This is a genomic window from Streptomyces sp. NBC_00400, from assembly GCF_036048035.1.
Lineage (GTDB): Bacteria > Actinomycetota > Actinomycetes > Streptomycetales > Streptomycetaceae > Streptomyces.
Map to the genome: position 1 here is coordinate 7054560 of NZ_CP107940.1, position 26746 is coordinate 7081305.

The following is a 26746-nucleotide window of genomic DNA, read 5'->3' on the forward strand; positions in this document are numbered from 1 at the left end:
ACGCCATGCATGCATCGCGCGCCGCCGCGGCCGGCCGCACCGCCTCCCCGGCCACCGCACGGTTGATCAACGACCGTCTGGCTCTGCAACTCCTGCAGTCCGAAGGAGCCTTGACGGCAGGGCAGCTCAGCGCGCTGACCGGTCTGTCCCGGCCGACCGTGGCGGACCTCGTCGAACGCCTCCAGGCGGCCGGGCTGATCGCCGTGGTCGGCGAGAGCGGCGCACAGCGGCGCGGCCCCAATGCCCGGCTCTACGGAATCGTCGCCGACCGGGCGCATCTCGTCGGCCTCGACCTGCGGACGCACAGTGTCACCGTCGCGGTCGCGGACCTCCTCGGCGAGGTACGCGACGAGCGCACCGTCCCCGTCGGCGCCGACGACACGCCCGAGGCGGCCGTGGCCACCGCCCTCGCCGTCGTGGACCAGGCGCTTGCCGCGGCGGGCGCAGACCACCCCCACACCATTGCCGTCGGCGCCCCCGGCCTGGTCGACCCCGCCACCGGGCGGCTCGGCGGCACCGACTGGATCCCGTCCTGGCATATCGCCCTGGTCGGCGCGCTGCGCGCACGGCGTGCCGGCTCCGTCCTGCTGGAGAACGAGGTCCATCTCGCCGCCCTCGCCGAGCAGCGGGACGGTGCGGCCCGTGACCGCGACACCTTCGTCCTGCTCTGGCTCGGCCACGGCACCGGCGCCGCGGTCGTTCTGGACGGCACGCTGCGGCGGGGCGCCTCGGGCGGCACCGGCGAGATCGGTTTTCTGCCGGTCCCCGGCACCGCCGCGCTGCCCTCGGCGAGCGGCTGCGACGGCGGCTTCCACTCCCTGGCGGGTTCCGCCGCGATCTGCGCCCTCGCCGCGGAACACGGCCTGTTGCCGACCGGGACCGGCACCGGGTTCCAGGCGGCGCATACGCGCCCGTCCGACGCCGACGCCCCACCCGCTGATGCCGAAGCTGAAGCCGAAGTCGAGGCTGAAGCCTACGCGGATGCCCCGCCCGCCGAAGCCGTCGTACGGGCCGCCGTGTCCGCCGTGTCCACCCCGTCCGCCGTGTCTTCCGGCGACGCCGCCGCAGCCTTCCTGGACGCACTGGCCGCGCGGATCGCCCTCGGCGTGGCGGCGGTGTGCGCCGTGCTCGACCCCGGGTGTGTCGTCCTCGGCGGGGAGATCGGCCGGGGCGGCGGCGACGAGCTGGCCGGGCGTGTCGCCGGGCAGCTGGCCCGGCTCTCCCCGCTGCACACCGATGTCCGTGCCGGGACGGTCGGGGGGCGGGCGGTGCTGCGCGGCGCCGTCCTCGCCGCGCGCGAGGCCGCACAGAACGAGCTGTTCACGTCAGCGGGGTGAGCCGGTGAGGTGTCTGCGTGCGCGCCAACCGCCGTGCCTCCGCGGTGCGTTGACCTCGCCGGGGCAGGGGCTTCCGGTCCCGCGGTCAGGGCGTCGGCCGAGCGCCGTGCCCCGCCCGCTGCCGGCCACGGCGCGCCGCTCCGGGGGCTCCGGAGGGCTTCGGGCGCTCCCGGGCGGCGCGTCATCGGCGCGCTCCGCCCCCCTTACGCTCCGCGAGGAATGCGGCGTAGGTCCGCAGACCGTCGGCGTGCTCCGGGGTGAGGTTGCCGCCGCGGCGCAGTGCCGCGGCAGACGCGCCCGGCAGCCACAGCGGCATCAGCAGCCGGCGCCGCCCACCCGCCTCCAGTGTGGCCCGTACGAGATCCCGGGCGTCCAGTACCTCGGGACCGCCCATGTCGGTGACCCGCCCGGCCGGTTCGCCGACCGCCAACTCGGCCAGCCGGGCGGCGACTTCCTGTACCTCGACCGGCTGCACCCGTACGCCCGTCGGCACCGGGAGCACCGGCGACCGGGCGCCCGCCTTGATCACGTCGAGCACCAGGTTGTGGAACTGCGTGGTCCGCAGCACCGTCCAGCCGACACCGGAGTCCTCGATCAGGCGCTCCACGGCGAGCTTGGTGCGGTAGTAGCCGATCGGGACCCGGTCCACGCCGACGATCGAGATGTACACCAGGTGCGCCACGCCCGCCGCCCTCGCCGCCGCGACGAGCCGCCCGGCCGCCTCCGCGTCCCCGCCCGCCGGTGACGAGGCGCAGTGCACGATCGCGTCCACGCCGGTCACCGCCTCGGGCAGGCCCATACCGTCCCGCAGGTCGACCGCGTACGCATGCGGGCGCGGGCGTGCCGTGCCGGTGTGCGGCCGCCGGCTCAGCGACCGGACGTCATGGCCGTCGTCGAGCAGCCGGCCGACCAGGGCCCGCCCGAGTGTGCCCGTGCCGCCGGTCACCAGAATTGTCGCCATCGCGGATCAGTCCTTGAGGGAGAAGGGACACGTACTCCTCCGCTATGACGAATCACCCGCGCCGTCTGTGACAGGCGGCGCGCCGGGTGCTGTGAGGCAGCCCACAGCGCTTCGCCCGCATGGGCGACTACCGGCCGTGGCAGACTGAAGCTGTACTGACATAAGAAGCAGCAGCGCACTCCGGGGTCGGTGTAATTCCGAACCGGCGGTAACAGTCCGCGACCCGTCCGCAGCCAGCGGCCGGTTGAGCAGGTGAAATTCCTGCACCGACGGTGAAAGTCCGGATGGGAGGCAGTGCGCGGCGGGCCAGCTTCGGTACACCGCCGTCGGCGGCGCGTCCGGAATTTTTTCCGGACGGGTTCTCCTTTCCGGCCGTGGTGTTCCCCGTGGCGTTGTTCCGCTTTCTGTCGTCCAGACAGCCCCGGAGTCCGTGCCCTGAGAGGCAGGAGGACCCGGTGGCCACCGCAGCCCCCGTCGAGACCGCGGCGATGTGCCGAGCCATCGAGCTCGCCGCGCGCGGCCTCGGGCACACCAGCCCGAACCCGGTCGTCGGCTGCGTCATCCTCGACTCCGCCGGCCGCATCGCCGGCGAGGGCTGGCACCAGCGGGCCGGCGGGCCGCACGCCGAGATCCATGCCCTGCGTGCCGCGGGCGAGCGGGCACGGGGCGGCACCGCACTGGTCACCCTCGAACCCTGCAACCACACCGGCCGCACCGGTCCCTGCGCCCAGGCGCTGATCGACGCCGGGATCTCCCGCGTCGTCTACGCCGTCTCCGACCCCGACCCGACGGCCACCGGCGGCGCCGTCACCCTGGCCGACGCCGGGATCGACGTCGAGGGCGGACTGCTCGCCGACGAGGCCGCCGCCGGCAACGAGGCCTGGCTGACCTCGGTCCTGCGCCGCCGCCCGTTCGTCCTGTGGAAGTACGCCGCCACCCTCGACGGCCGGATCGCCGCCGCCGACGGCACCAGCCGCTGGATCTCCTCGCCCCGGTCGCGCGCCGATGTGCACCGGCTGCGGGCCGCCGCGGACGCCGTCATCGTCGGCTCCGGTACCGCCCGCGCCGACGACCCGCAGCTCGGCGCCCGCATCGGCGGACTCGCCGACGACGAGATCAGCCAGCCGCTGCGGGTCGTCGTCGACTCCGGCGCCACCGCCGTCAAGGCCGGCGCCCGCGTCCTGGACGGCACCGCCCCCACCCTCATCGCGGTCGCCGAGGACGCCGACGCCGGCCACCTCGAAGGCCTCGCCCCGCTCCTCCGGCTCCCACGCGCCGCAGCGGGACGCGGGCTGTCCATCCCCGCACTGCTCCAGGCCCTGTACGAGCGCGAGGTGCGCTCCGTCCTGCTCGAAGGCGGTCCCACGCTCGCCGGGGCCTTCCTCGCCGCCCAGGCCGTCGACAAGGTCGTCGGCTATCTCGCGCCGGTGCTGCTCGGCGCCGGACCGGCCGCCGTCGGCGACGCCGGAATCACCACCATCGCCCAGGCGTTGCGGCTCGACGTGACAGACACCGAACGGCTCGGACCCGACCTGCGCATCACCGCCAGCCCCATCCGCCACGCCCTCCCCGAGGAGAACTGAAGTGTTCACCGGAATCGTCGAAGAACTGGGTGAGGTCGTCGCCGTCGACAACCTCGGTGATGCCTCCCGCTTCCGACTGCGCGGCCCCGTCGTCACCGAGGACGCCAAGCACGGTGACTCGATCGCCGTCAACGGCGTCTGTCTGACCGTCGTGGACACCGCCGACGGTGAGTTCACCGCCGATGTGATGGCCGAGACCCTGAACCGCTCCAGCCTCGGCGCGCTGGCCGCCGGTTCGCGGGTCAACCTGGAGCGCCCGATGGCGCTCGGCGGACGGCTGGGCGGACACCTCGTCCAGGGGCATGTCGACGGCACCGGGACCATCGTCGAGCGCACCCCCGCGGAGCACTGGGAGATCGTCAAGATCGCGCTGCCGGCCGCGCTCTCCCGCTATGTCGTCGAGAAGGGCTCCATCACGGTCGACGGCGTCAGCCTGACCGTGGTCGAGGCCGGGGACGACTACTTCACCCTCAGCCTCATCCCCACCACCCTCGCCCTGACCACCCTGGGCATCAAGAAGGCCGGCGACCCGGTCAACCTCGAGGTCGACGTCCTCGCCAAGTACGTCGAGCGGCTGCTCGGCCGGGGCACCGGCGACCTCAAGGATCTCGACGAGCTCAAGGAGATGGACCGGTGAGCGCCCTCGACTCGCTGAACGGCGTGGCTTTCACCGCCTTCGGACAGCACGTCATCTGGTCGGACATGATCGGCAACACCATCGGTCTGGCCGCCCTGGCGCTCGGCTGGCGGCGCTCCATCTGGACCTGGCCCGCCCAGTTCCTCTCCGGCGTGATCCTCGTCGCCGCCTATTCCTCCGCCCACCTCAGCGGCGGCGTCGGCAAGCAACTCCTGGTCATCGGCGTGGCGTTGTGGGGCTGGCGGCAGTGGCAGCGCGGCCGGCAGCAGGCGCAGGACGGCTCCATCGCCGTACGCTTCGCCGGCTGGCGCGAGCGCGGCCTGCTGCTGGGCGGCACCGCCCTGGGCACCGCGGCCGTCGGCACCCTGTTCACCCTCATCCCGCAGCTGTCCTGGAACCCCTGGCCGGACGCCTACATCTTCGTCGGCACGCTCGCCGCGATGGTCGCCCAGGCGCGCGGACTGGTCGAGTTCTGGTGCGCCTGGCTGCTGGTCGACCTCGTCGGCGTCCCGCTCGCCTTCAGCAGCGGCCTCGCCTTCTCCGGCCTCGTCTACGTCGTCTATCTCGCCCTCGTCGTGTGGGGCATGCGCGACTGGTGGCTGCGCTCGCGCGCCGCCGGCCGCACCGTCCTGGAAGGAGCAGCGGCATGACCGCCCTCAAGAGCTGGTATGACACCGAGAACGCCGACGACGAGGCTTCCCTGGCGCTCGATCCCGTCGAGCAGGCCATCGCCGATATCGCCGCCGGCCGCCCCGTGGTCGTCGTGGACGACGAGGACCGCGAGAACGAGGGCGACCTCGTGCTCGCCGCGGAGAAGGCCACGCCCGAGCTCGTCGCCTTCATGATGAGCGAGTGCCGCGGCCTGATCTGCGCCCCCATGGAGGGCCCGGAGCTGGACCGGCTGGAACTCCCGCAGATGGTCGCGCACAACACCGAGTCGATGCGGACCGCCTTCACCGTCTCCGTCGACGCCACCGCCGCGCACGGCGTGACCACCGGCATCTCGGCCGCCGACCGCGCCACCACCCTGCGGCTGCTGGCCTCCGGCGAGTCGGTCGCCGGCGACTTCGTCCGGCCCGGCCACATCTTCCCGCTGCGCGCCCGGCCCGGCGGGGTGCTGGTCCGCAACGGTCACACCGAGGCCGGTGTCGACCTCGCCCGGCTGGCCGGACTGCGCCCGGCCGCCGCCATCGTGGAGATCGCGGGCGAGGACGGCACGATGCTGCGGCTGCCGGAACTGGTGCCGTTCGCGCGTAAGCACGGACTGTCGATCATCTCCATCGAGGACCTGATCGCCTACCGCCAGTCGTCCGAGCCCACCGTCCGCCGCGAGGCCACCACCCGGCTGCCCACCGCCCACGGCGAGTTCACCGCGTACGGCTACCGCTCCACCGTCGACGGCGTCGAGCACATCGCGCTGGTCGCGGGCGAGCTCGGCGACGGCGAGGACGTCCTGGTCAGGGTGCACTCCGAGTGCCTGACCGGGGACATCTTCCACTCGCTGCGCTGCGACTGCGGCCCCCAGCTGGCGGCCTCGCTGCAGCGGATCACCGAAGCCGGCCGCGGCGTGGTGATCTACCTCCGCGGCCACGAGGGACGCGGCATCGGACTGCTGTCCAAGCTGCGCGCCTACGAACTCCAGGAGCGCGGCCGCGACACCCTGGACGCCAACCTCGAACTGGGCCTGCCCGCCGATTCCCGCGACTACGCCGCGGGCGCGCAGATGCTCCAGGACCTCGGGGTGCGCTCGCTGCGCCTGATGACGAACAACCCCGAGAAGACCGCCGCTCTGGTGCGGTACGGCCTGCAGGTCACCGGCCGGGAGCCGATGCCCGTCAAGGCCGGTGAGCACAATCTGCGGTATCTGCGGACCAAGCGGGACAGGATGGGGCACGACCTGCCCTGGCTGGACCCCGCTGCCGCCACGGGGCCGGCCGGAGCGGCGGACGCCGCACCCCCCGCCGCCACCGCCTGCGACAACCAGTAGCCACCCGGCGCCACGCCACCACCTGGCACCACCCCTGAGACAGCACCACCACCCGTAAGACCAGCACCGGCACCATCACCCGTAAGAGGAGAACCGTGAGCGGCAAGGGCGCACCCGAACTGACCGTGAAGAACTGTGGCGACCTGCGGGTGGCCGTCATCGCGGCGCAATGGCACGAGCAGGTCATGAACGGCCTGGTGGACGGCGCACTGCGCGCCCTGACCGAGCTCGGCATCGACGAGCCCACCCTGCTGCGGGTGCCCGGCGCCTTCGAGCTGCCGGTCGTCGCCAAGGTGCTGGCCGGCCGCGGCTATGACGCGGTGGTCGCCCTCGGCGTGGTCATCAAGGGCGGCACCCCGCACTTCGACTACGTCTGCCAGGGCGTCACCCAGGGCCTGACGCAGGTGTCGGTGGACACCGGCGTACCGGTCGGCTTCGGCGTCCTGACCTGCGACACCGAGCAGCAGGCGCTCGACCGCGCCGGCCTCGAAGGTTCCACCGAGGACAAGGGCCACGAGGCCGTCACCGCCGCCGTCGCCACCGCCGCGACGCTGCGGACCGTGTCGGAACCCTGGCGCTGACCGCTCGCCCGTCGCCCACCGCCATCTGTCGCCGAGGCGTTGCACGCCCGCCCGTCGCCCGCCATCACCCTTCGGTCGAGGCGCTGCGCGCCGGAGCGATATCACCGCGTAGGGTGGTGACCATCATGTCCAAGAAGACGTTCGAGGAGCTCTTCTCCGAGCTCCAGCAGAAGGCCGCCACGGGCGACCCCGCCACCTCCCGCACCGCCGAGCTGGTACAGGCCGGTGTCCATACGATCGGCAAGAAGGTCGTCGAGGAGGCCGCCGAGGTGTGGATGGCCGCCGAGTACGAATCCGACGAGGCCGCCGCCGAGGAGATCTCCCAGCTCCTCTACCACCTCCAGGTCATGATGGTCGCCAAGGGCATCTCCCTCGACGACGTCTACGCCCACCTCTGATCCACCCCCGCACCCACCGCAACACCCCTCAGTGCAAAGGAATTCGCTCTCATGCTGCGCATCGCTGTCCCCAACAAGGGTTCACTGTCCGAGCCTGCGTCGGCGATGCTCCATGAGGCCGGATACCGCCAGCGCAAGGACCGCAGGGAACTGGTCCTGGTCGACGTCGAGAACGAGGTCGAGTTCTTCTTCCTGCGCCCGCGCGACATCGCGGTCTACGTCGGCTCCGGCAAGCTCGACATCGGCATCACCGGCCGTGACCTGCTGCTGGACTCCGGCTCGCCGGCCGAGGAGATCCTCCAGCTCGGCTTCGCCGGCTCGACGTTCCGCTACGCCACCCGTCCGGGTACCGCCAAGGACGTCAGCGAGTTCGGCGGCATGACGATCGCCACCTCGTTCTCCGGCCTGGTCCGGCAGCACCTCGCCGACAACGGCGTGGACGCCTCCGTCGTCCACCTCGACGGCGCCGTGGAGACCGCCATCCAGCTCGGCGTCGCCGAGATCATCGCGGATGTCGTGGAGACCGGCACCACCCTGCGCAACGCCGGGCTGGAGATCATCGGCGAGCCGATCCTCAAGTCCGAGGCCGTGGTCATCCGCGGCACCGGCGCGCCGGACGACGACCCGAAGGTGCGCCAGTTCCTGCGCCGGATGCAGGGCGTCCTGGTGGCCCGCCGGTACGTGATGATGGACTACGACATCCGGGTCGAACACGTCGAGAAGGCCGTCGGCCTCACCCCGGGCCTGGAGTCGCCGACCGTCTCCCCGCTGCACCACGAGGGCTGGGTCGCGGTCCGCTCGATGGTCCCGTCCCAGGACGCCCAGCGCATCATGGACGAGCTCTACGACCTCGGCGCCCGCGCGATCCTGACCACCGGTATCCACGCCTGCCGGCTCTGACCGGAGCCGGTACCGGCCCCGGCCCCGGCGCCTCCTGACCCCCGTACGCACCGCTGCCTCCACGACGGAAGACCCGACGACGTGTCCGCGCCCCTGCCCAGCCTCCCGGTGACGTTCCGGCCGACCCGTACCCGGGTCGTCCTGTACGCCGTCGGCATCGCCCAGCTCGCCGCCCTCACCCTGATCGCGCTGCTGCTGCCGAAGCTGACCGGCGGTGAGCGGCTGAGCTTCGTCGTCACCGGACTGCTGGTGCTCGCCGTCCTCCTGCTGCTCAGCCGCCCCAAGGTGGTGGCGCGGCAGGAGGGCGTCACGGTGGTCAACCTCACCACCAAGCGCGACCTGGCCTGGGCCCAGGTCCTGCGCGTCAACCTCCGCGAGGGCGACCCCTGGGTCCACCTCGACCTCGCCGACGGCACCAGCCTGCCCGCCATGGGCATCCAGCCCGGTATCGCCAGGGACCAGGCCATCCGGGACGCCCGTGCGCTGCGCGATCTCACCGAGAAGCACGGTGCCGTCGACCACACGGCCGGTTGAGCCTGCCCTAATCAGGGTCCCGCTGTTTACTCTGTTCTCCGGGGCGCACCCTGCGCCCTGCCCCTCACGGGGCCAACACCGACCCGAGGAGTGACTCCCTCCGGCAATGGACGGATCGTCCTGTAGTACCTGCGCCGCCCCTCCCCAGCCCCCGCATACCACGGAGGCGGCGGCATGACCGGCCCCTTGCTGCTGCTCGCCGCGGCACTCGTCCTGATCCTGGCCAACGGTTTCTTCGTCGCTGCCGAGTTCGGACTCGTCACCGTCGAGAAGGCGGACGCCGAACGGGCCGTGGCCGACGGCGACCGCCGCGCCCACACCGTAGTCTCCGCCCTGCGGGAACTCTCCTTCCAGCTGTCCGGCACCCAACTGGGCATCACGATCACCTCCTTGGTGGTCGGCATGCTCGCCGAGCCCGCACTGGCCGAGCTGCTGTCCGGCCCGCTGGCCGCCACCGGCCTGCCCAAGGGCGCGGTGCCCGGCACCGCCGTGGTCGTCGGCATGCTGCTGGCCTCCGCGGTCCAGATGGTCGTCGGCGAGCTGGTGCCGAAGAACTGGGCGGTCTCCAAGCCGCTGCCCGTCGCCCGTGTGGTCGCCGGCCCCCAGCGCGCCTTCTCCCGCTTCTTCCGCCCGGTGATCACCCTGCTGAACACCGTCGCCAACCGCCTGGTGCGCGCCCTGGGCGTGGAGCCGACCGACGAGCTGGCCTCCGCCCGTACCCCGGGCGAACTGGTCTCGCTCGCCCGGCACTCCGCCCGCGCGGGCGCCCTGGAGCAGGACACCGCCGACCTGTTCGTCCGCACCCTCTCGCTGGGCGATCTGACCGCCGAGAACGTCATGACGCCGCGGGTACGGGTGAGCGCCCTGCAGGCGTCCGCGACCGCCGAGGACGTGGTGAACCTGACCCGTGCCACCGGACTCTCCCGCTTCCCCGTCTACCACACCCGCCTCGACGAGGTCGTCGGCATGGTGCACCTCAAAGACGCGCTGGCCGTCCCGGCGCACGACCGGCTGCGCATCCCGGCGGGCCGGATCGCGGTGCCGCCGCTGCTGGTGCCCGAGACCCTGCCGGTGCAGCCGCTGCTGGAGCGGCTGCGCAGCGAACAGCCGATAGCGGTGGTCGTCGACGAGTACGGCGGTACGGCCGGTGTGGTCACCCTGGAGGACATCATCGAAGAGCTCGTCGGCGAGGTCCGCGACGAGCACGACGGCGTGGACCTGCCCGAACTGGGCCAGGCCCCGCCCGAGGAGGGCCGCCCCGCCTGGGACGCGGACGGCGGCTGCCGGGTGGACACCCTGCGCAAGATCGGCCTGGAGGCCCCGGAAGGACCGTACGAGACGGTGGCAGGACTGGTGGCACACATACTCGGCCGGATCCCGGCCCCCGGCGACATCGCGGAACTCGACGGCTGGCGGCTGCGGGTACGGCTGGTGTCGCACCACCGCGCCGAGCGGATAAGGATCGTACGGACCGCCACCGTCCCGGTCCCGGCCGCACCCGAGGCACCCCGTGAGCCCGTCGTGGCGGTCGCGGAGGTGGCCCGATGACACTGGTCCAGCTGCTCTTCGCGGTCCTGCTCGTCCTTGCCAACGGCTTCTTCGTCGGCGCCGAGTTCGCCCTGGTCTCGGTACGCCGCAGCCAGATCGAACCGCTGGCGACCGAAGGCTCCTCCCGGGCCCGGCAGGTGCTGCACGGCCTGGAGAACCTTCCGCAGATGATGGCCGCCGCCCAGTTCGGCATCACCGTCTGCTCCCTGACGCTCGGTGCGGTCGCCGAGCCCACCGTCGCCCACCTCCTGGAGCCGGTCTTCGAGGCCGTCCGGCTCCCGGCGGCGCTGGTCCACCCGCTCGGCTACGTCATCGCCCTGGCGCTGGTGGTCTTCCTCCACCTCGTCATCGGCGAGATGGTCCCCAAGAACCTGGCGATGGCGGCACCCGAGAAGACCGCCCTGTGGTTCAGCCCGGGCCTGGTCGCCTTCGCGCGGCTGTGCCGCCCGGTCACCGCGCTGCTCGGTGCCTGCGCCCACGGGGTGCTGCGGCTCTTCCGCGTGGAGCCTAAGGACGAGGTGGAGGCGGTCTTCACCAGTGAGCAGCTGACCCATCTCGTCGAGGACTCGGTCCAGGCCGGCCTGCTCGACCCGGCCGAGCAGGAACAGCTCTCCGACGTGCTGGAACTGGGCAGCCGGCCCGTCACGGACGTCCTCCTGGACCGGGCGGCACTGGTCACCGTCGAACCGACGGTGACGCCCCGCCAGGTGGAGGAGCTGACCGTACGCACCGGCTACTCCCGCTTCCCGGTGTGTGCGCCCGGCGGCGCGTACATGGGCTACCTGCACGTCAAGGACGTCCTGGACCTGGAGGAACGCGACCGCGCGGTGCCCCAGCGCATCTGGCATGCGATGACGACGCTGCGCGCCGAGCTGCCCCTGGACGACGCCCTCACGGCGATGCGCCGGGCCGCCTCCCACCTGGCGGCGGTCGCCGACGCGACCGGCCGGGTGCTCGGCCTGGTCGCGCTGGAGGACGTCCTGGAAATGCTGGTCGGCGAGGTCCGCGACCCGGCCCACCACCGGGCTCCCGCCGCCCGTGCCCACCGTCGCGCGGGCGACCGGGCCGCGGGCGACCGTATCGCGGGCGACCGGGTCAGCGAGCCCCGCGAGGAGGCACCGCTGCCGACGGCCGAGGGCCGGGCCATGGCACGCTGAGCCGGACGGGGGAGGGCGCCGAGCGGTGCCTTCCCCCTCTGCGCGGGACGGGCCGGAGCCGGGTCCGGGAGCCGGGGCGGAAGTCCGGGCTTGGTCCCGGGGTCCGAACCGCGGGATCCTCGGGGAAGCCGCTTCGCCGGAGGACATGGAGGCCGGTGTGGCGGCCGGTGTGGAGGCCCCGGGGACTGATCTTCGGGGCCGTCGTCAGGGGGATCCCCGATCCGGTTCCGGGACCGGTCAGGGGGTGCCCCTGATGCCGTGAACGATCACGGTGCGACAAGCTTTCAGGCATGAACCCAGCGCGAAAAACCGCACGTTGGCGCCGGGGGTGCGCGGCGGCCGCCGTGATGTTACTGGCCACAGGAGCGCTGGCAGCTACCGCCCCCGTCGCACCCGCCTCCGGCCGCACGGCGGCAGCCGCCTCGCTGCCGCCACTCGACCCCCAGGCGCTGCGCGCCTCCCTCACCGGGCTGCCGGAGGGCGAGGTGACCGGCGCTCTGCTCCAGGTCCGCGGCTCGGGGGACGCCTGGACCGGCACCTCGGGAGTGGCGGACATCGCGACCCGTGCGCCCGTCAACCCCCGCTCGTACTTCCGCATCGGAAGCATCTCCAAGGTCTTCACGGCCACGGTCATGCTGCAGCTCGCCGCCGAGGGCCGTGTGGACCTCGAGGCCCCCGCCCGGCGCTCGCTGCCCGACCTGATCCCGGCCGCCTTCAAGGACGTGACGATCAGGCAGCTGCTCGACCACACCAGTGGCCTGCCACCCGCCGACGCGGCGCTCGACGGGGACGGCACGAACGAATGGTTCGTCGGGCACCGCTTCCGGTCCTGGACACCGGCCGAGGTGGTCGGCGCGGCACTGCGACAGCCGCCGCAGTCCCCGCCGGGCCGCGTCCAGCAGTACAACGGCATCAACTACTTCATCGCTGGGCTGATCGTCGAGAAGGCGACGGGCCATTCGTACGCGCACGAAGTACGGACGCGCCTCACGCGACCCCCCGGTCTGCGCCATACGTATGTGCCGGACGCCGACGATCCGGCCCTGCCGGCGCCACACGCCCACGGGTACCGCTCCGTCACCGGCAGCAAGGACCGTCGTCACCTGGCCGACGTCACCGAGCAGAGCCCCTACGCGTGGGCCGAAGGAGGAATGATCTCCACTGCAGGCGACCTGGACCGCTTCCTGACTGCCCTCTTCCGGGGCCGCCTCCTGCCGCCCGCGCAGCAGAAGCTGGTCTTCGCGGTGCCCGACCCCGGCTCGGTGGCCAACGGCAGCGGAAATCACCACTGTGCGAGCCTCACCAAGCCCGGGGACAAGGGCGTGCCCTGCTTCAGCGCGGGCGGGATCATGCGTGCCACACTCCCGGACGGCACTGTGCTCTGGGGCAAGACCGGCACGGAGCCCGGATACACCAACGCCGTCTTCGCCGCCCCCGGCCTCAGCCGCCGCCTCGTCTACTCCCTCAACTACACGGCCCCGCCGGGCAGCAGCGAGATGCCGTCTGTACTGCATATCGTGCAAGCTGCCTTCTCCCACACCGGCGGCGCGGAGAACTCCGGAGCCCGGACACGATGATCTGCCGGGGGTGTGTCCCACGGCCCCGCCCCATGGCTGACGGCGGGAGCCCGCGGACCGGGCGGCTAGAGATCCAGCCCCTTCGGCGGCGGCCCCTGGACGTCCGGGCCGCGGCCGGAGAGGACCTCGCCGTAGGCCTGCATCAGGTCGGGCAGCCGGAGGGTGGCGAGGTCGTCGCGGGTGGGGGTGCCGCGCCAGGTGGAGAGCCGCAGATCGCGGTAGGCGCAGCTCTTCTCGTAGAGGGTGCGCAGGAAGCGGCCGTTGCCCAGTTCGTCGATCCAGCCCTGGTCGACGACGTGGCCGCTGATGCTGCACAGCTCGTCGCGGGACTCCTCGTCCCAGCGGTCGCCGTTCTCGGCGGCCAGCACCTCGCCGATCGCGGTCAGCTCCAGCGGCCGGTAGCTGGGGAAGTCGACGCGGCTGGTGAAGCGGGAGGACAGGCCGGGGTTGGCGGCCAGCAGCCGGTCCATGCCCTCCGGGTAGCCGGCCAGGATGACCACGAGCCGGTCGCGGTTGTCCTCGGCGCGCTTGAGCAGCACCTGCAGCGCCTCGTCGCCGTAGGCATCGCCCTTGCTGTAGCCGGAGTTGGACAGGCTGTACGCCTCGTCGACGAACAGCACCCCGCCCAGCGCCGAGTCGATCAGCTCATTGGCCTTGACGGCGGTCTGGCCGAGGAATTCGCCGACGAGGTCGGACCGTTGGGCCTCCACGAGATGGTCCCCGCCCAGCAGCCCCAGGGCGTAGAAGACCCGCCCGAGTATCCGTGCCACGGTCGTCTTGCCGGTGCCGGAGGGGCCGGAGAAGACGAAGTGTCGTTTCGGCGGCTGCACCGGCAGCCCCTGGCTCGCGCGCAGCCGGGCCATGCGCAGCTGGGCCGACAGCGCGCGCACCTGCCGTTTGACCGGCTCCATGCCGACCATCCGCTCCAGCTCCGCCAGGGCCTTCTCCAGCAGCACCGGATCGGCCGGCCCCGCGGGCAGCCGCTCGGCGCCGCGCGGCACCGGCGCCGCTGCCTTGACCCGTGCCGCGGCATCGCCTCCGGCCGGGACGCCACCGATCTCCCCGTCCGGCCCGTTCGCCTCACCGGTCACCAGCAGCTCACGGCCGTCGACCGGATCGAGCGGAGCCAGGTCGCCGCCGGCCTCCTGGCCGAGGCCGGCGGCGGAGACCGCCGCGAGATCGGCGCCCTCGTCCAGCCCGTCCCCCTCCGCGATGGCGGCGAGCCGCGCCGCGGTGTCCATGAACGCCGGGTCGACGCGGTGCACCGCGCGGTAGAGGGGCAGCGCCGCGGCACTGCGGCCGGTGCCCTCATGGGCGCGGGCGAGCCAGTAGCGCAGCTCCTTGCGCTGCGGCTGCTCGCTGCGGCAGCGCATCAACGCGGCCGACAGCAGCGGCTCGGCCTGCCCGTACATCTCCAGCCGCACCCGCGCCATCCCGCCGAACAGCCCTGCCTCGATGCCCAGCACCGGATCGCCGAGCAGCGGCTCGGTATGCCGTACGAGCTGGTCCCAGTCCTTGACGAGATAGGCACGGCAGGAGTGCAGAAAGCGCACCTGGGGATCGGTGTCGACCGGCGGGCAGCCGGCCAGTGCCTGGTCCAGCTCGGCGACATGACGGCCGTCGAGCCAGTGGGAGGCGTGCGCGAGCAGCAGATCGCGGCCCGTCTCCAGCACCGGCTGCACCCACCACCCCAGCCAGTACCAGGAGTTGAGGGTGCGTCGGTGGCGGGCGCGCATCTCGCCGAAGCGATCACGGTGCCGGTGCATCCGCAGCAGCGCGATGGAGGTGTCGGCGCGCAGCGCGTGCAGGCCGAGCCAGGCGTCGGCCATCGAGGGATCGAGTCGTACCGCGGCCCGGAACTCCTCCTCCGCCTGCGGGTAGGCGCCCACGGTGTAGGCGTCGACCGCGCGCAGCCAGGCGAGCTCGGCCGGGGCGGGCGAACCCTGAGTGCCGACATCCATCGCGTCCCCCCCACACCACACGTCCCCCAGTACCGCCGGGCGCGTGCCCGGCCGCGGCCGGGTGAACCGGCGTACGGAGAGCGGGATTTGACCTTCGCCGCGCGCACATCGGTTCTGGCCTGCGGTGGCACAGACTCGCATCGTACCTGCGGGATCGGTGCAGGTCGTAGAGGGCGGTACGGGGCAAGAGCGGACGAGGATGCGTGGCGCGGCGGCGCGAAGAATACGGTGACCCAGGGTGAGGGAGGGACAGCGCCGAGCGGCGATAAGAGGTGATTTCGCACAGAACGAAGCCCCCGATCACGGGGGAACAACCGGGGGCTTCGCATCTGCGGGCGGTCCGTAGAACCGCACATTGAGAACGTAAGTCCTGTACGCCCCCCAGGTCAAGCCGAGTTGGGGCACTCGGCGGGACCCTGTCGGCGCCATTCGGCCCGCCGGCCGCCGTCCACTACGGAGCGTGAGATCTGGGGCCGGTCAGGGCGTCGCGGGCGGCCCCATGAGCACCTTGTACCCCACCTGCTTCTGGTGCACCAGGAAGTCGGCATACGGACGCGAAGGATCCGCTGCGAAGTGCGCGCGCTCCGCCGGAATCCAGCCACTCCAGAACGCGGCGAGCCCCGGTCCGTCCCGGAGCCGCCCCCTTTCCCAGGAGTGCTCGCGCGCCAGTTCCATCCACACCAGGGACGCCAGAGACGGGCGCAGCGCCCGCCGGCCCGCGCCCACGCCCTCGACCAGCACCAGCGGCGCGGGCGCCAGCTCACGCACCTCGGTGAACTCCCCGCGCACCCAGTTGTAGACGCCGTAGCGCGCCGGCTCGCCCCGGGACAGCGGCTGGAGGATCTGGCGGGCGAACCGCTCGCTCCAGGCGAACAGCTCCTCATGGGTGGCGAGATCATCGGTGTGCACCACCGGCGCACCACCCAGCGCATCGGCCAGCCGACCGGCGAACGTACTCTTGCCCGACCCCGCATGCCCGTCCACCGCGATCAGCCGCACCGGCCCGCAGGACGGCGGCACGGCGCGCAGCCGGGCGGCGAGCAAAGCCAGATCACGATCCATTGCGCCAGCGTACGCGCGGGGCCCCATCACCTCCGCGCGCCAGTGGTCCACACCAATATTCCTCGGGCGACGCGCCTCGCAGCGCCTTCCGAAGCGGGCCGGAAACGGCAATAGTTGAGCCACTGCAGACCCGCCCGTGCCCGCCCGCGGCCCCGGCCCGACCTCCCGCACCCATGCGTACGCATCCGACTGGGGGACCTCCACCATGACCAGCTCCGCGTCCCGGCGCACCGTCCTGGCCGCCGCGCTCGCCGCCGCGGCGGGTGTCGCCACCCCCTCGGCGCAGGCCGCCGACGCCTCGCGCAGCCCCGCAGCGGGTACCGCCGCCCCGGCCCGCACCCCGGAAGCCTCCGCCCGCCGACCGAAGAGCCTCGTGGACTATCACGCCTGGACCACCGCAGCCGACTGGACCAAGGGCCGCGGCAAGGGCACCGCCCTCGCGCCCGGCGCCCGGCCCGGCATCCGCCTGGCGCACCCGACCGGCACCTTCGACTACCGGGACCCGCACACCGGCAGATCCGCCACCTGGGAGTACGCCACCTGGACGTCGCCGGTCCACCGCCTTGCGGTCCCGGCCACCGAGGTCGTCGCCTCCTGGAACGCACACACCCCGTCCGGCACATGGATCGCGATCGAGCTGCGCGGCACGTACACCGACGGCGGCCGCACCCCCTGGTATGTCATGGGCCGCTGGACCGCCGGCGACAGCGACGCCGATATCCGGCGTACCTCCGTCGACGGCCAGAAGGACGGCAAGAGCAGCATCTCGACCGACACCTTCGCCATCGACACCCCGGCGAGCGGCCTCCGCCTGACCTCCTACGAGCTCCGCGTCACCCTCTACCGCAAGCCCGGTGGCGGCGTCACCCCCACCGTCTGGCGGCTGGGCGCCATGAGCTCGGACCTCCCCGACCGCTTCGAGGTGCCGGCGTCCACACCCGGCCTCGCCGGCCGCGAGCTGATCGTCCCGCGCTACTCGCAGGAGATCCACAAGGGCCAGTACCCGGAGTACGACAACGGTGGCGAGGCCTGGTGCAGCCCCACCTCCTCCCAGATGATCGTCGAATACTGGGGCCGCAAGCCCACCCGGCAGCAGCTGTCCTGGGTCAACCCCGACTACGCCGACCCCCAGGTCTGCCACGCCGCCCGCTACACCTTCGACTACCAGTACGAAGGCTGCGGCAACTGGCCCTTCAACGCCGCCTACGCCGCCACCTACCGGGACCTGCAGAGCCTCGTCACCCGCCTCTCCTCCCTCACGGATGCCGAACGCCTCATCCACGCAGGCATCCCGGTCATCACGTCCCAGTCCTTCCTGAAGACCGAACTCGACGGCGCGGGCTACGGCACCGCGGGCCACCTGATGACCATCGTCGGCTTCACCAAGAACGGCGACGTCATCGCCAACGACCCGGCCTCGCCGGAGGACGCCGCGGTCCGGCGCGTCTACAAGCGCCGCCAGTTCGAGAACATCTGGCTGCGGACGAAGCGCCACGACGCAAACGGCCAGGTCAAGGGCGGTTCGGGAGGGGTCTGCTACCTCTACTTCCCGGCTGAGCCAGCACCAACTCAGCACCGGGTCCTGCGGGAGCTGGGCATCCTGTAGCGGCTCAGGCCGCCAGGCCCACCGACAGCTCCTCCGGCAGGTAGCCCTCGAAGCTCGTGGCCACCACCTGGCGGCAGCGCTCGCGCCCATCCTGGGTGAGATGCCCGTAGCGATCGACCGTGACCTTGATGGATCGGCTGTGTATTGCCGAAGCCCCAGCCGTCTGATGGTTCGATCCCAGGAAGCGCGGATGAGCCCGGGGTATGTCATCCCGCCCTGCTGGTTGAGGATGGGGAACCGGTGGGCGGAGGCAATGAAGAATCCCGGCACCGGAACGTCGCGCCATTCACCCTCTTTCCGGTGCTTCAAGGGCGTGTATTGCGCCACATAGACTCCGTTCTCATCCCGATACCGGACCGACCTGGCGGCGCAGACTCAACATTCCGTCCTGAAGGCTCGGCTCATCTAAAGCGTGTTGCAGAAGGTCGGGAGTGGGCAGGCCAGGGGCAGGTTGGTGCCTGGCTTGTTCATGCGGCGAGGGCAAGGTTGTGCATGTGGGCGATGGCCTGGACTGCGTGGTGGAGGCCGTTGCCGCGCTGCCGGCAGTCGCGGAGGATCTTGTAGTGCTTCATGCGGGCGAAGGTGTGCTCGACACGGGCATGCACCCGGCGATGCTCGGCGTTGTCCGCTTCCTCGCCTGGCAGCAACCGGCGTCCTGGGCGTTTGCGGTGCGGGACGACGAGCCCGGTGTTGATGTAGGCGCCGTCGCCAAGGACCGTCACGTCCCTGCATGTCCGGGCGAGGCCGGAGTCCCGCCATGCCTTCGCGTCGGCGGTGGCACCGATCACCGGGCGGGCCGCGGCGACCACCAGGCGGGTGTCGGCGTCGATGATGACCTGCACGTTTGCCGAGAAACGGTAGTTGGGTGAGGAGGCGCCGACCTTCCGGTCACGGACCGGGATCAGAGTGCCGTCCACGATCCACAGCCGCTCCGCCGCGTCGGCGGGGTGGGAAGCCGGCTCCAGGGCCAGAAGCCGCCGTAGCCGTTGGATGACTCGGCACACCGTTGCCGACGAGACGTCGAACAGCGGCGTGAGCTGCCTCATCGTGAGGTTCGTGCGGTAGTACACGGCCGCCAACAGCACTCGCTCCCGCCAGCGACAGACACCACGGCCGGCCACCACCGGGACCGTTTCCACCCCGCTCCCGCACGACCTTCAACAACCGCTCGGACTGCCGCATCCGCAGGCCCATGAACGTCTCCACCCACAACGGCTCAGCCCTCAACACCCCACCCATACAAGGAAAATGCCCGGTGTTCAAGGACCTCGATGAGAGCGATGCTGTCGTAGCTGCCGGGCTTGAGGTGGAAACACAGGCGAGCACCGCGGTCGAAGTCGGCGGAGTGGTAGCCCAGAGCTGCAGCCATCGACGCACGCTTCCAGTTCAGCCGGTGCCGCAGAAGCGGCGTGCGGCCGCGAGGTGCGTAAGTACGGCGGATCTGGGGCAGCAACGAGACGCCTGATTCGTCGAGGAACACGATCCAGGCACGTGTGTTCACCGCCCCCTTTTGATGCGTGGCCACTCGTGCGTGATCCAGCGGGCGATCTCGGACTCGTCCCGCTCCACCGCCCGCCGCTCAGGCCGCTGCAGACTCCACCCCAGCCGGCCGGTCAGCAGACGCCACACCGACGCCCGTGACAGGGACACTCCTGTCACCCGCTCGACGACCGCGCCGACTCGTTCCAGGGTCCACAGATCGGCCTCGAATCCATGAGCCTGGGCACCTCGCTCCAAGGCGGCCCGCACAGTCTCGACCTGGGCGTCATTCAACTTGGGCGGGCGACCGGTGGCCGGACGCCGGCGTAAGGCGGGAGCACCCCCTTCCTCCCACACACGCCTCCACCGCCGCACGCTCTCGGCACACACTCCCACCACCCGCGCGATCTCCGGATTCGACCCGCCCTCCTCGAACAGCTCGACCGCCCGAAGACGACGCGCCTCCGCCAACTGTGGCCGTGACAACGGAGATACGGAAGAACCGGACGCAGAGGACAAAGCTCGATAAGCCATCCCGACAGCTCCCACCCACAAAGCCACCACACCCACCGAAATTACGAAAAGATCAGTAGGGCATCCAGCCCCGCGTCTATGCCGCCGGCCGGGCGCGCGCACGCCGCCAGGAGGGTTGGGGCCGGCGGCGATCGTGGAGATCCGCTGGGACGGGACGCCGAGCGTGAGCGCGGTCTCGGCCGTCTCGGTGCCGAACAGGTCGGTCGCCGCGGTCACGCCGTCGAGAGCCAGCGTCCGGACCCGGTCGGCCAGGCCGGCACCGTACGCCACGGGATCGACGGCCGGCCCGGCTACCGAAAGCGTGCTCGCCACCTCGTCGCTGATGCCCGTCGGCGTGTGAAGGAGCGTCTCGGCGGGTGTCTTGATCACCACGAAATCGGCGGCGGCTCGCCCGAGCGAGCCACCGTGGACCCGGTCGCCCACAGCGAATAGACGGACAGTCGTCGTCCAGAGCCGATGCCACCGGAGTCGGGCGGGCGGTCAAGTGTGTGGATTGACGCCTCCGCCCGCCACGGTCTGCATGGCCGGCGTCGACAGCCGGATCCTGGTCGGCTTCCCGCCGGACTCTCCTGGCAGCAACAGGTGCCCGCGAGGACAAGTGACTTGTGGTCTGGTGCAGTTGGCACTTCTGGGTGCATCACCAGGTATGGCTGAGCAGACAGGGTTCACCGTCGACGTGTGGGTGTGGAAGGACCGCTATGGCGGCCTCCGCGCCGACTGGGCATCAACTCAGCCCGATGCATCCGTCTGCCAGGTCCAGCTCCCCGCCGAACGGGGGCCGCTGCAGCGCCTCTACGGCAACATCACGCGCGTGATCGCCGAACGGGAGGCGACTTCCCAGCCCGTGCATACAGGCCGGGCTTCGCTGGGCGTGCGGGTGTGGGAGACCTGCGTTGGCCGGCTGGTCGCCGGGCTGGTGCGGAGGAAGGGAGCCACGGTGATCCACTTGGCTCTGCCCGCCGATCTAGATCAACTTCAGGAGTGGCACGACCGTGTGGTGGGACAGACGGAAGCCCGCGGCATACCTCACCAGGCGTGGGTGAAGCGGCCGGGTGCCCGCGTGGTCAGCGTCGTCACGACCAAGCCAATATCCCGAAGCCGCGCGGGTCCCGTATGTCTCCGCCGGACTCCCCGGGCTCGGCAAACGACGGTAGGCTGGGCACGGTACGGGCAGAGGCCGCCGTCTCCGACGCGCACCCCTGCGTCGCGCTCTACAGTGCCCGCGTGGACTCAGAAGACATCGCGGAGAGGATCGCCGCCATCAGTATTTCGCTGGGCCAGAACCGCAGTTGTTGGCCCACGCGAAGGCTGGGGATGGCCTGCTTCACCAAATGACCGATATAACGCCGCTTGGCCCTCATTGGTCGTTGCGGTGGGCGTCCGGGGGAGACGGGTGTGGGCGTCGAGGTGACGCTTGGTGAAGAGTGATCAGAGCTCGACCCTGCGGATAGCCGTCAATGGCGAGGGGTGCGGATTTGCTTGTGCCGCACGACATGCTGTGGGTTCACGGCAGTCGCAGCAACAAGCCCGGGGTAGCGGGCTGATACCCGTCTTGAGGAACCGTCTGCCCAAGTGAAACCGTGTGATCAGCTGACTGCTGATCAACGGGGGAGCGTGTTTGTCGTGGGTGTTGTGCTGCCTGGGTGGGCGGATGAGCTGCTGGACCTGATCGGTGTGTCGTGGCCGAACGTGGATGAGGACGACTACCGCGAGATGGCGAATGCCATGCGGGAGTTTGCCGACGACATCGATGAGGGCGCGAACGAAGCTCACACCGCGATCCAGGGCTTGGTCGGTTCGGCGGGTGGCTCCCTGGCTGTGGAGGCGCTGAATGCCCACTGGGGGAAGGTCAACGGCACGCACCTGAAGGGGCTTGCGGACTGCGGCCGTATGGCGGGTACGGCGATGGACGGCGTCGCCGTCCTCATCGAGGGCGCGAAGATCGGTGCGCTCGTCCAGCTCGGCATCCTGGCGGCAGAGGTGATCGCTGCGCAGGCTGCGGCGCCCTTCACCCTGGGGTTGTCGGAGCTGGGTGCCCTGGGTGCGACGCAGGTGACCCGGATGATCCTCAAGCGGTTGTTCAAGGAGGTCTGCCAGCAGGTCGCCGAACAGGTCATCAGCATCGCCCTGACCCCCGTCGAGGAGGCTCTCGGCGCGATGGTCGGCGACCTGGTCGTGCAACTCGGTGCCAACGCGCTGGGTGTCAAGGATGGACTGGACCTGGGGCAGACCGCCAAGGCGGGCAAGGAAGGCTTCAGCCAGGGCGTACAGGATGCCAAGGGCGCTGCCAAATCCGCCGCCGACAATCCCATGGAACTCCTCAGCGCCGGCGGCCGCCGCGGTGGGGGCGGTCTCGGCGGTGGTGGCAGCCACGGTGGCAGCAGCGGTAGTGGTGCCGGTGGCAGCGGCGGGTTCAGTTTCGACAAGGACCAGCACGACCAGGTCGTGACGAGCTTGGAGGGCGCGGGCGGCACGTTCCGGAACAAGGCCGGCGGCAAGATCGGCCGGGCCAGGAGCCATCATGGCCGTACCCGTGGCAAGGACGCGATCGCCGATGCGGCGAACGTGATGCTGGACAAGGTCATCGAGGGCATCGAGGAGGCGGTGAAGAAGACCGCCAAGCACCTTGACGACAACATGACCCGCGGCATCAAGCAGATGGCCAAGAACCACCATGACAACGACCAGAATCTCTCTGACCACTTCAAGGGCCTCGGTAAGGACGGAAAGAAGGACCCCAAAGCCCCCAACAGCGGGGGCGACAGGGGGCCCGGCGGCAGCGGCGGTACAGCGCCGCACTCGAAGGGCCCCCATTCCAAGGGACCTTCGAAGAGCGAGGCAGCAAAGCAGGCCGATGCGGACCACCCGCACGACAAGACCCGCAAAGATGAGGGCAAGAGCACCGAGGGTACTGACCCTGTCGATCTGGCCACCGGCAAGGTGTTCCTGACCCAGACGGACATCGTGCTGCCCGGCGCCCTGCCGCTGGCCTTCACCCGCAAGTACGAGTCCTCGACCCGCATCGGCCGGCACGTAGGGCCGTCATGGTCCTCCACCGTGGACCAGCATCTGGAGATCGACGCCGAAGAGGTCGTCTTCGTCACCGAGTCCGGCATGCTGCTGCGCTATGCCATCCCGGAAACCGGTGAGCGGGTACACCCGAAGAACGGTCCGCGCTGGCCGCTGACGCGCACTGACCAGGGCGACTGGGCCGTCCACGATCCGGAGACGGGACAGACCCGCTACTTCAGCGACGTCCTGCACGCCCCAGGCATCGCCCTGCCGGATGAGATCACGGACCGCAACGGGAACCGGATCACCTTCGACTACACGGACGAGACCGGCGTCCCGTACGCGATACGCCATAGCGCCGGCTATGAGCTCAAGCTGACCTGCGACGAGAGCGGCCGCCTCACAGCCCTGCACCTGGTAGGTGGGGGTGACGACGGCTCGGATCAACTGATCAGGTCTTACGGACACGACGAGAGTGGCAACCTCACGTCGGTCACTCTCTCCACCGGCGCGGTGACGAAGTTCGAGTACGACGCTGAGCATCGGATGACGGCCTGGGTCGACTCCAACGACTCCCGCTACGAGTACACCTACGACCACCGGCACCGTTGCACCACCCAGTCCGGCGCCGAGTGGCACCTGGAGAACCGGTTCACCTACAGCGAGGCTGACCCGGAGACCGGTCACCACGTCACCACGCACATCAACGGAGAGGGCGCCAGCACCCGGTACCTCATCGACGACCGTCTCCGGGTCGTCGCCACCACCGACGCGCTTCGGAACACCATCCGCACCACGTATGACACGCACGACCGGCCCTTGCGGATCACCGATCCCCTCGGCGCCACCACGCAGTTCACCTATGACGAGGACGGGCGCCTCATCGGTGTCGTCCGCCCTGACGGCGGCAGCAGCAGCGCCACCTACACCGACCTCGGTCTCCCTGCGGAGGTCACCGGCCCGGATGGCCAGACCTTCCACCAGGAGTACGACGCCAAGGGCAACCGAATTGCCGTCACCGACCCCGCGGGCCATACCACCCGCTTTACCTACGACGCACGCGGCAACCTGACGTCGGTCACCGACCCGCTGGGAAGTACTAGTGGAATCGAGTGCGACAAGGCGGGGCTCCCGGTTGTCGTCACCGACCCACTCGGCGCCGCCACAGTGTTCAGCCGGGACAAGTTCGGCCGCACGACATCGGTTACGGACCCCCTTGGCAACACCACTCAGTACGAATGGAACTCCGAAGGGCTCCTCACGGCCCGCATCAATCCGGATGCCACCCGGGAGTCCTGGACCTACGACGGCGAGGGCAACCGCACAACGCACACTGATCCCCTGGGCCAGGTCACCACGTTCGAATTCGGTCACTTCGACCAGCTGAAGGCGCGTACCGATCCGGACGGGGCACGCCACGAGTTCGTTCACGACACCGAACTCAAGCTCATGAAGGTCATCAACGCCCAGGGCCTGACCTGGCGATACGAATATGACCTGGCAGGCCGTCTGATCGCCGAGACGGACTTCGACAACCGCACCCAGACCTACGCTCACGACCCGGCAGGGCGTCTGACCTTCCGCACCACCCCGCTGGGTCACACCATTCGCTTCCAGCACGACGCCCTCGGCCGTATGGTCGCCAAGGAAGTCGAGGGTGAGCTCACCACCTTCTCCTACGATGCGGCCGGTCGTCTGGCCCACATCACCGCACCCAACAGCGAACTGTCCTACTCCCGGGATGAGTTCGGCCAGGTCGTTGGCGAAACGGTGAACGGCCGCACCACTTCCTACACCTACGACGCCCTGGGCCGCCGCCTGTCCCGCACCACCCCCAGCGGCGCGGTGAGCCATTGGACCTACGACGTGGCAGGGCGGTGCACCGGACTTGATGTCTCCGGCCGCACTCTGGCCTTCGCACATGACGTGCTGGGCCAGGAGATCTCCCGCACTCTCGGCGACGTCACGTTCGCCAACCAATTCGACGCCCGTGGTCGTCTCACCGACCAGCACGTGACCGCAGCCGCTGAAACTGTCCAGCACCGTGCGTACACCTACCGCGCGGACGGCTATCTCACCGGCATCGTCGACCACCTCAACGGTGTTCGCCACTTCGAACCCGACACCGCCGGCCGTGTCACCACCGTCTCCGCCCACAACTGGACCGAGACCTACGCGTATGACGCGGGCGGAAATCAGACCCATGCCACCTGGCCCGACCGCCACCCTGCCCGCGAAGCCCGGGGCGAGCGCACCTACACCGGCACGCGCATCAACCGCGCCGGAGCCGTCCGCTACGAATACGACGCGGCCGGCCGCACCATCCTCCGCCAGAAGTCCCGTCTGTCCGGCAAGCCCGACACCTGGCGTTATACCTGGGACGTTGAAGACCGCCTGACCGCCTGTACCACGCCCGACGGCACCACTTGGCGCTACACCTACGACCCCCTCGGCCGGCGCACCGCCAAACTACGCCTGGCCGAAGACGGCGAGAACATCGCTGAGCAGGTGGTCTTCACTTGGGACCGCACCACCCTGTGTGAGCAAACCACGCTCCTCCATTGCGGCTCGACGCAATCGACCATCACCTGGGACCACCAGGGCCTCATACCTCTGACGCAGCGCGAACGCCGCACCACAGTCGACGCGTCGCAACACGAGGTCGACCAGCGCTTCTTCGCCGTCATCACCGACCTCGTCGGCACCCCCACCGAGCTTCTCGACGAATCCGGCGCCATCGTCGCCCGCGCCCGCAGCACCCTTTGGGGCTCCACCGTCTGGAACGTGGGCGCCACCGCCTACACACCTCTCCGATTCCCCGGCCAATACTTCGACCCCGAAACCGAACTCCACTACAACTACCTCCGGACCTACGACCCCGAAACCGCCCGCTACACCACTCCTGACCCTCTCGGACTCGCCCCCGCCCCCAACCCAGCCAGCTACGTCCGCAACCCCCACACTTGGACTGACCCCCTTGGACTCTCTCCGTACAGCGGGCGCGCGACAGTGCGCTGGGACGTCGATGAGGGGCACGCCACCATCCGAGTAGAAGGCAACGGCCGATACATGGAGACCGAACAAATCATCAACGGGTGGGACGGAGAGGGCAATCCGAGCGGCCTTCCAACGACTGGGGCGGGTGCTCAACGTCTGGGGCCAAACGTGATAGAGCGAACCTTTGATGTACCCGACGTGAATGCGGCCATTGATGCGCAGCTAAGGTCCATCAATGCAGACCTTGGACCGTACGACGGAATTCACAACAGTTGCGTCACGTACTGCGTGGACATATTGAGGGCCGGCGGAGTGGACATTCCGCCAGGTGCGCGAGGAATGATTAAACTCAAGAGAATGCTAGGTTAGGAGAAAAAAATGACTGCGCACGAGGGGCACCATGACGCTGTTCTGGCCGAGATCCTGTTGAGTGAAAAGGTTGGAGTGGGGCACATTCGCCTGGTGGGCGATGTAATTTCAGCCAGGGCGCAACTCAGTATGGGCATGCAAGGACCGGCCGGCCTGTCGCTGGATCAGCATGCGGAAATTGTTGAGGCGGTGTTGGATCTGGAGGATGCTTACCGCAGTGCTTGGGAGGCGGTAAACGCTGCTCCCGATATTGAGCAGCGCATTCCGAAACTCGAGACCTTGGAACGCGAGCTCAAGGGTGCGGTAGAGGGAATTCTCGAAATCGCTCGACAGAATCAGATCACGGCTGAGCGTTGTCGCTTCCAGAGGGAGAGCGGTGCCTAGTGCCATGCTGGAGCCTCACCGGGCGCGGGTGGCTTCTCGTGGTTGTCGTAGGCCCATGAGGGGGTCTCAGAGGGGTCGTCGTGGTTGTGGCTTCCGTGGCTGCGACGACCACGGACTGGGGCCACGCCTGGTGAACGTTGAG

The 26746-nt window shown here is 70.3% G+C and carries 20 protein-coding genes, 1 pseudogene and 1 riboswitch; of the genes and pseudogenes, 15 read left to right on the forward strand and 6 right to left on the reverse strand.

The window, feature by feature from the left end:
- The first annotated feature begins 5 nt into the window (after positions 1-5).
- The gene (locus OHS81_RS30945) at positions 6-1337 is read left to right on the forward strand and encodes an ROK family transcriptional regulator (RefSeq protein WP_328388680.1); all 1332 of its coding nucleotides are present in this window, start codon (positions 6-8) and stop codon (positions 1335-1337) included.
- 181 nt (positions 1338-1518) lie between these two features.
- Here OHS81_RS30945 and OHS81_RS30950 read toward each other — a convergent pair whose 3' ends face one another.
- Positions 1519-2298 carry an SDR family oxidoreductase gene (locus tag OHS81_RS30950; protein ID WP_328388682.1) on the reverse strand — a complete coding sequence of 260 codons (780 nt, stop codon included), beginning with the start codon at positions 2296-2298 and terminating at the stop codon, positions 1519-1521.
- Positions 2299-2469: 171 nt separating this feature from the next.
- A riboswitch (FMN riboswitch) is annotated at positions 2470-2600 on the forward strand.
- Between the two features lie 153 nt (positions 2601-2753).
- Here OHS81_RS30950 and ribD point away from each other — a divergent pair.
- From ribD to OHS81_RS31005, 11 genes are all read left to right on the forward strand, one after another.
- A complete protein-coding gene (gene ribD, locus OHS81_RS30955) occupies positions 2754-3881 on the forward strand; it encodes a bifunctional diaminohydroxyphosphoribosylaminopyrimidine deaminase/5-amino-6-(5-phosphoribosylamino)uracil reductase RibD (protein ID WP_328388684.1) in 1128 nt (375 codons plus the stop codon).
- 1 nt (position 3882) lies between these two features.
- Complete coding sequence (locus OHS81_RS30960; protein ID WP_328388686.1) at positions 3883-4518, forward strand: riboflavin synthase; 636 nt, start codon at positions 3883-3885, stop codon at positions 4516-4518.
- On the forward strand, positions 4515-5168 hold the full coding sequence (locus OHS81_RS30965; protein WP_311624368.1) for a nicotinamide mononucleotide transporter family protein: 654 nt from the start codon (positions 4515-4517) through the stop codon (positions 5166-5168). The genes OHS81_RS30960 and OHS81_RS30965 overlap by 4 nt, the downstream gene beginning before the upstream one ends.
- Complete coding sequence (locus tag OHS81_RS30970) at positions 5165-6505, forward strand: bifunctional 3,4-dihydroxy-2-butanone-4-phosphate synthase/GTP cyclohydrolase II (RefSeq protein WP_328388691.1); 1341 nt, start codon at positions 5165-5167, stop codon at positions 6503-6505. Before OHS81_RS30965 ends, OHS81_RS30970 begins: the two co-directional genes overlap by 4 nt.
- Positions 6506-6600: 95 nt before the next feature.
- Positions 6601-7086 (forward strand): 6,7-dimethyl-8-ribityllumazine synthase, encoded by a 486-nt coding sequence (gene ribH, locus OHS81_RS30975; RefSeq protein ID WP_086720683.1) that lies wholly within the window; start codon positions 6601-6603, stop codon positions 7084-7086.
- Between the two features lie 125 nt (positions 7087-7211).
- Positions 7212-7484 (forward strand): phosphoribosyl-ATP diphosphatase, encoded by a 273-nt coding sequence (locus OHS81_RS30980; RefSeq protein ID WP_086720687.1) that lies wholly within the window; start codon positions 7212-7214, stop codon positions 7482-7484.
- A 51-nt stretch (positions 7485-7535) separates the two neighbouring features.
- Complete coding sequence (gene hisG / locus OHS81_RS30985; RefSeq protein WP_328388694.1) at positions 7536-8384, forward strand: ATP phosphoribosyltransferase; 849 nt, start codon at positions 7536-7538, stop codon at positions 8382-8384.
- 81 nt (positions 8385-8465) lie between these two features.
- Positions 8466-8918, forward strand: a complete 453-nt coding sequence (locus tag OHS81_RS30990; RefSeq protein WP_328388696.1) for a PH domain-containing protein — start codon at positions 8466-8468, stop codon at positions 8916-8918.
- A 174-nt stretch (positions 8919-9092) separates the two neighbouring features.
- The gene (locus OHS81_RS30995; protein ID WP_328388698.1) at positions 9093-10466 is read left to right on the forward strand and encodes a hemolysin family protein; all 1374 of its coding nucleotides are present in this window, start codon (positions 9093-9095) and stop codon (positions 10464-10466) included.
- Positions 10463-11623 carry a hemolysin family protein gene (locus OHS81_RS31000; protein ID WP_328388700.1) on the forward strand — a complete coding sequence of 387 codons (1161 nt, stop codon included), beginning with the start codon at positions 10463-10465 and terminating at the stop codon, positions 11621-11623. Before OHS81_RS30995 ends, OHS81_RS31000 begins: the two co-directional genes overlap by 4 nt.
- A gap of 347 nt (positions 11624-11970) precedes the next feature.
- Complete coding sequence (locus OHS81_RS31005; protein WP_328388702.1) at positions 11971-13200, forward strand: serine hydrolase domain-containing protein; 1230 nt, start codon at positions 11971-11973, stop codon at positions 13198-13200.
- A gap of 65 nt (positions 13201-13265) precedes the next feature.
- Here the strand turns inward: OHS81_RS31005 and OHS81_RS31010 are convergent, their stop codons facing one another.
- Both OHS81_RS31010 and OHS81_RS31015 read right to left on the reverse strand, forming a co-directional pair.
- Positions 13266-15161, reverse strand: a complete 1896-nt coding sequence (locus OHS81_RS31010) for an AAA family ATPase (protein ID WP_328388704.1) — start codon at positions 15159-15161, stop codon at positions 13266-13268.
- Between the two features lie 477 nt (positions 15162-15638).
- Entirely contained in the window at positions 15639-16223 is a 585-nt protein-coding gene (locus OHS81_RS31015; RefSeq protein ID WP_328388706.1) for a uridine kinase family protein, read from the reverse strand.
- Positions 16224-16428: 205 nt separating this feature from the next.
- On the opposite strand from OHS81_RS31015, the gene OHS81_RS31020 reads away from it, so the two are divergent.
- Positions 16429-17829: a peptidase C39 family protein gene (locus OHS81_RS31020; RefSeq protein WP_328388708.1), complete on the forward strand. Its 1401-nt coding sequence runs from the start codon at positions 16429-16431 to the stop codon at positions 17827-17829.
- A 467-nt stretch (positions 17830-18296) separates the two neighbouring features.
- Here the strand turns inward: OHS81_RS31020 and OHS81_RS31025 are convergent.
- The 3 genes and pseudogenes from OHS81_RS31025 to OHS81_RS37515 all read right to left on the reverse strand — a co-directional run bounded on the left by OHS81_RS31025 (position 18297) and on the right by OHS81_RS37515 (position 20265).
- Positions 18297-19068, reverse strand: a pseudogene (locus OHS81_RS31025) (transposase family protein).
- On the reverse strand, positions 19046-19330 hold the full coding sequence (locus OHS81_RS31030) for a hypothetical protein (RefSeq protein ID WP_328388710.1): 285 nt from the start codon (positions 19328-19330) through the stop codon (positions 19046-19048). The pseudogene OHS81_RS31025 and the gene OHS81_RS31030 overlap by 23 nt, the downstream one beginning before the upstream one ends.
- Positions 19327-20265, reverse strand: coding sequence for a winged helix-turn-helix domain-containing protein (locus OHS81_RS37515; protein WP_443058789.1), 939 nt, complete (start codon positions 20263-20265; stop codon positions 19327-19329). Before OHS81_RS37515 ends, OHS81_RS31030 begins: the two co-directional genes overlap by 4 nt.
- Before the next feature lie 1200 nt (positions 20266-21465).
- Between OHS81_RS37515 and OHS81_RS31045 the strand changes: the two genes are divergently transcribed.
- Together OHS81_RS31045 and OHS81_RS31050 are read left to right on the forward strand one after the other, a co-directional pair.
- Entirely contained in the window at positions 21466-26220 is a 4755-nt protein-coding gene (locus tag OHS81_RS31045; protein ID WP_328388712.1) for a DUF6531 domain-containing protein, read from the forward strand.
- A 9-nt stretch (positions 26221-26229) separates the two neighbouring features.
- Entirely contained in the window at positions 26230-26604 is a 375-nt protein-coding gene (locus tag OHS81_RS31050) for a hypothetical protein (RefSeq protein ID WP_328388714.1), read from the forward strand.
- Positions 26605-26746 lie beyond the last annotated feature (142 nt).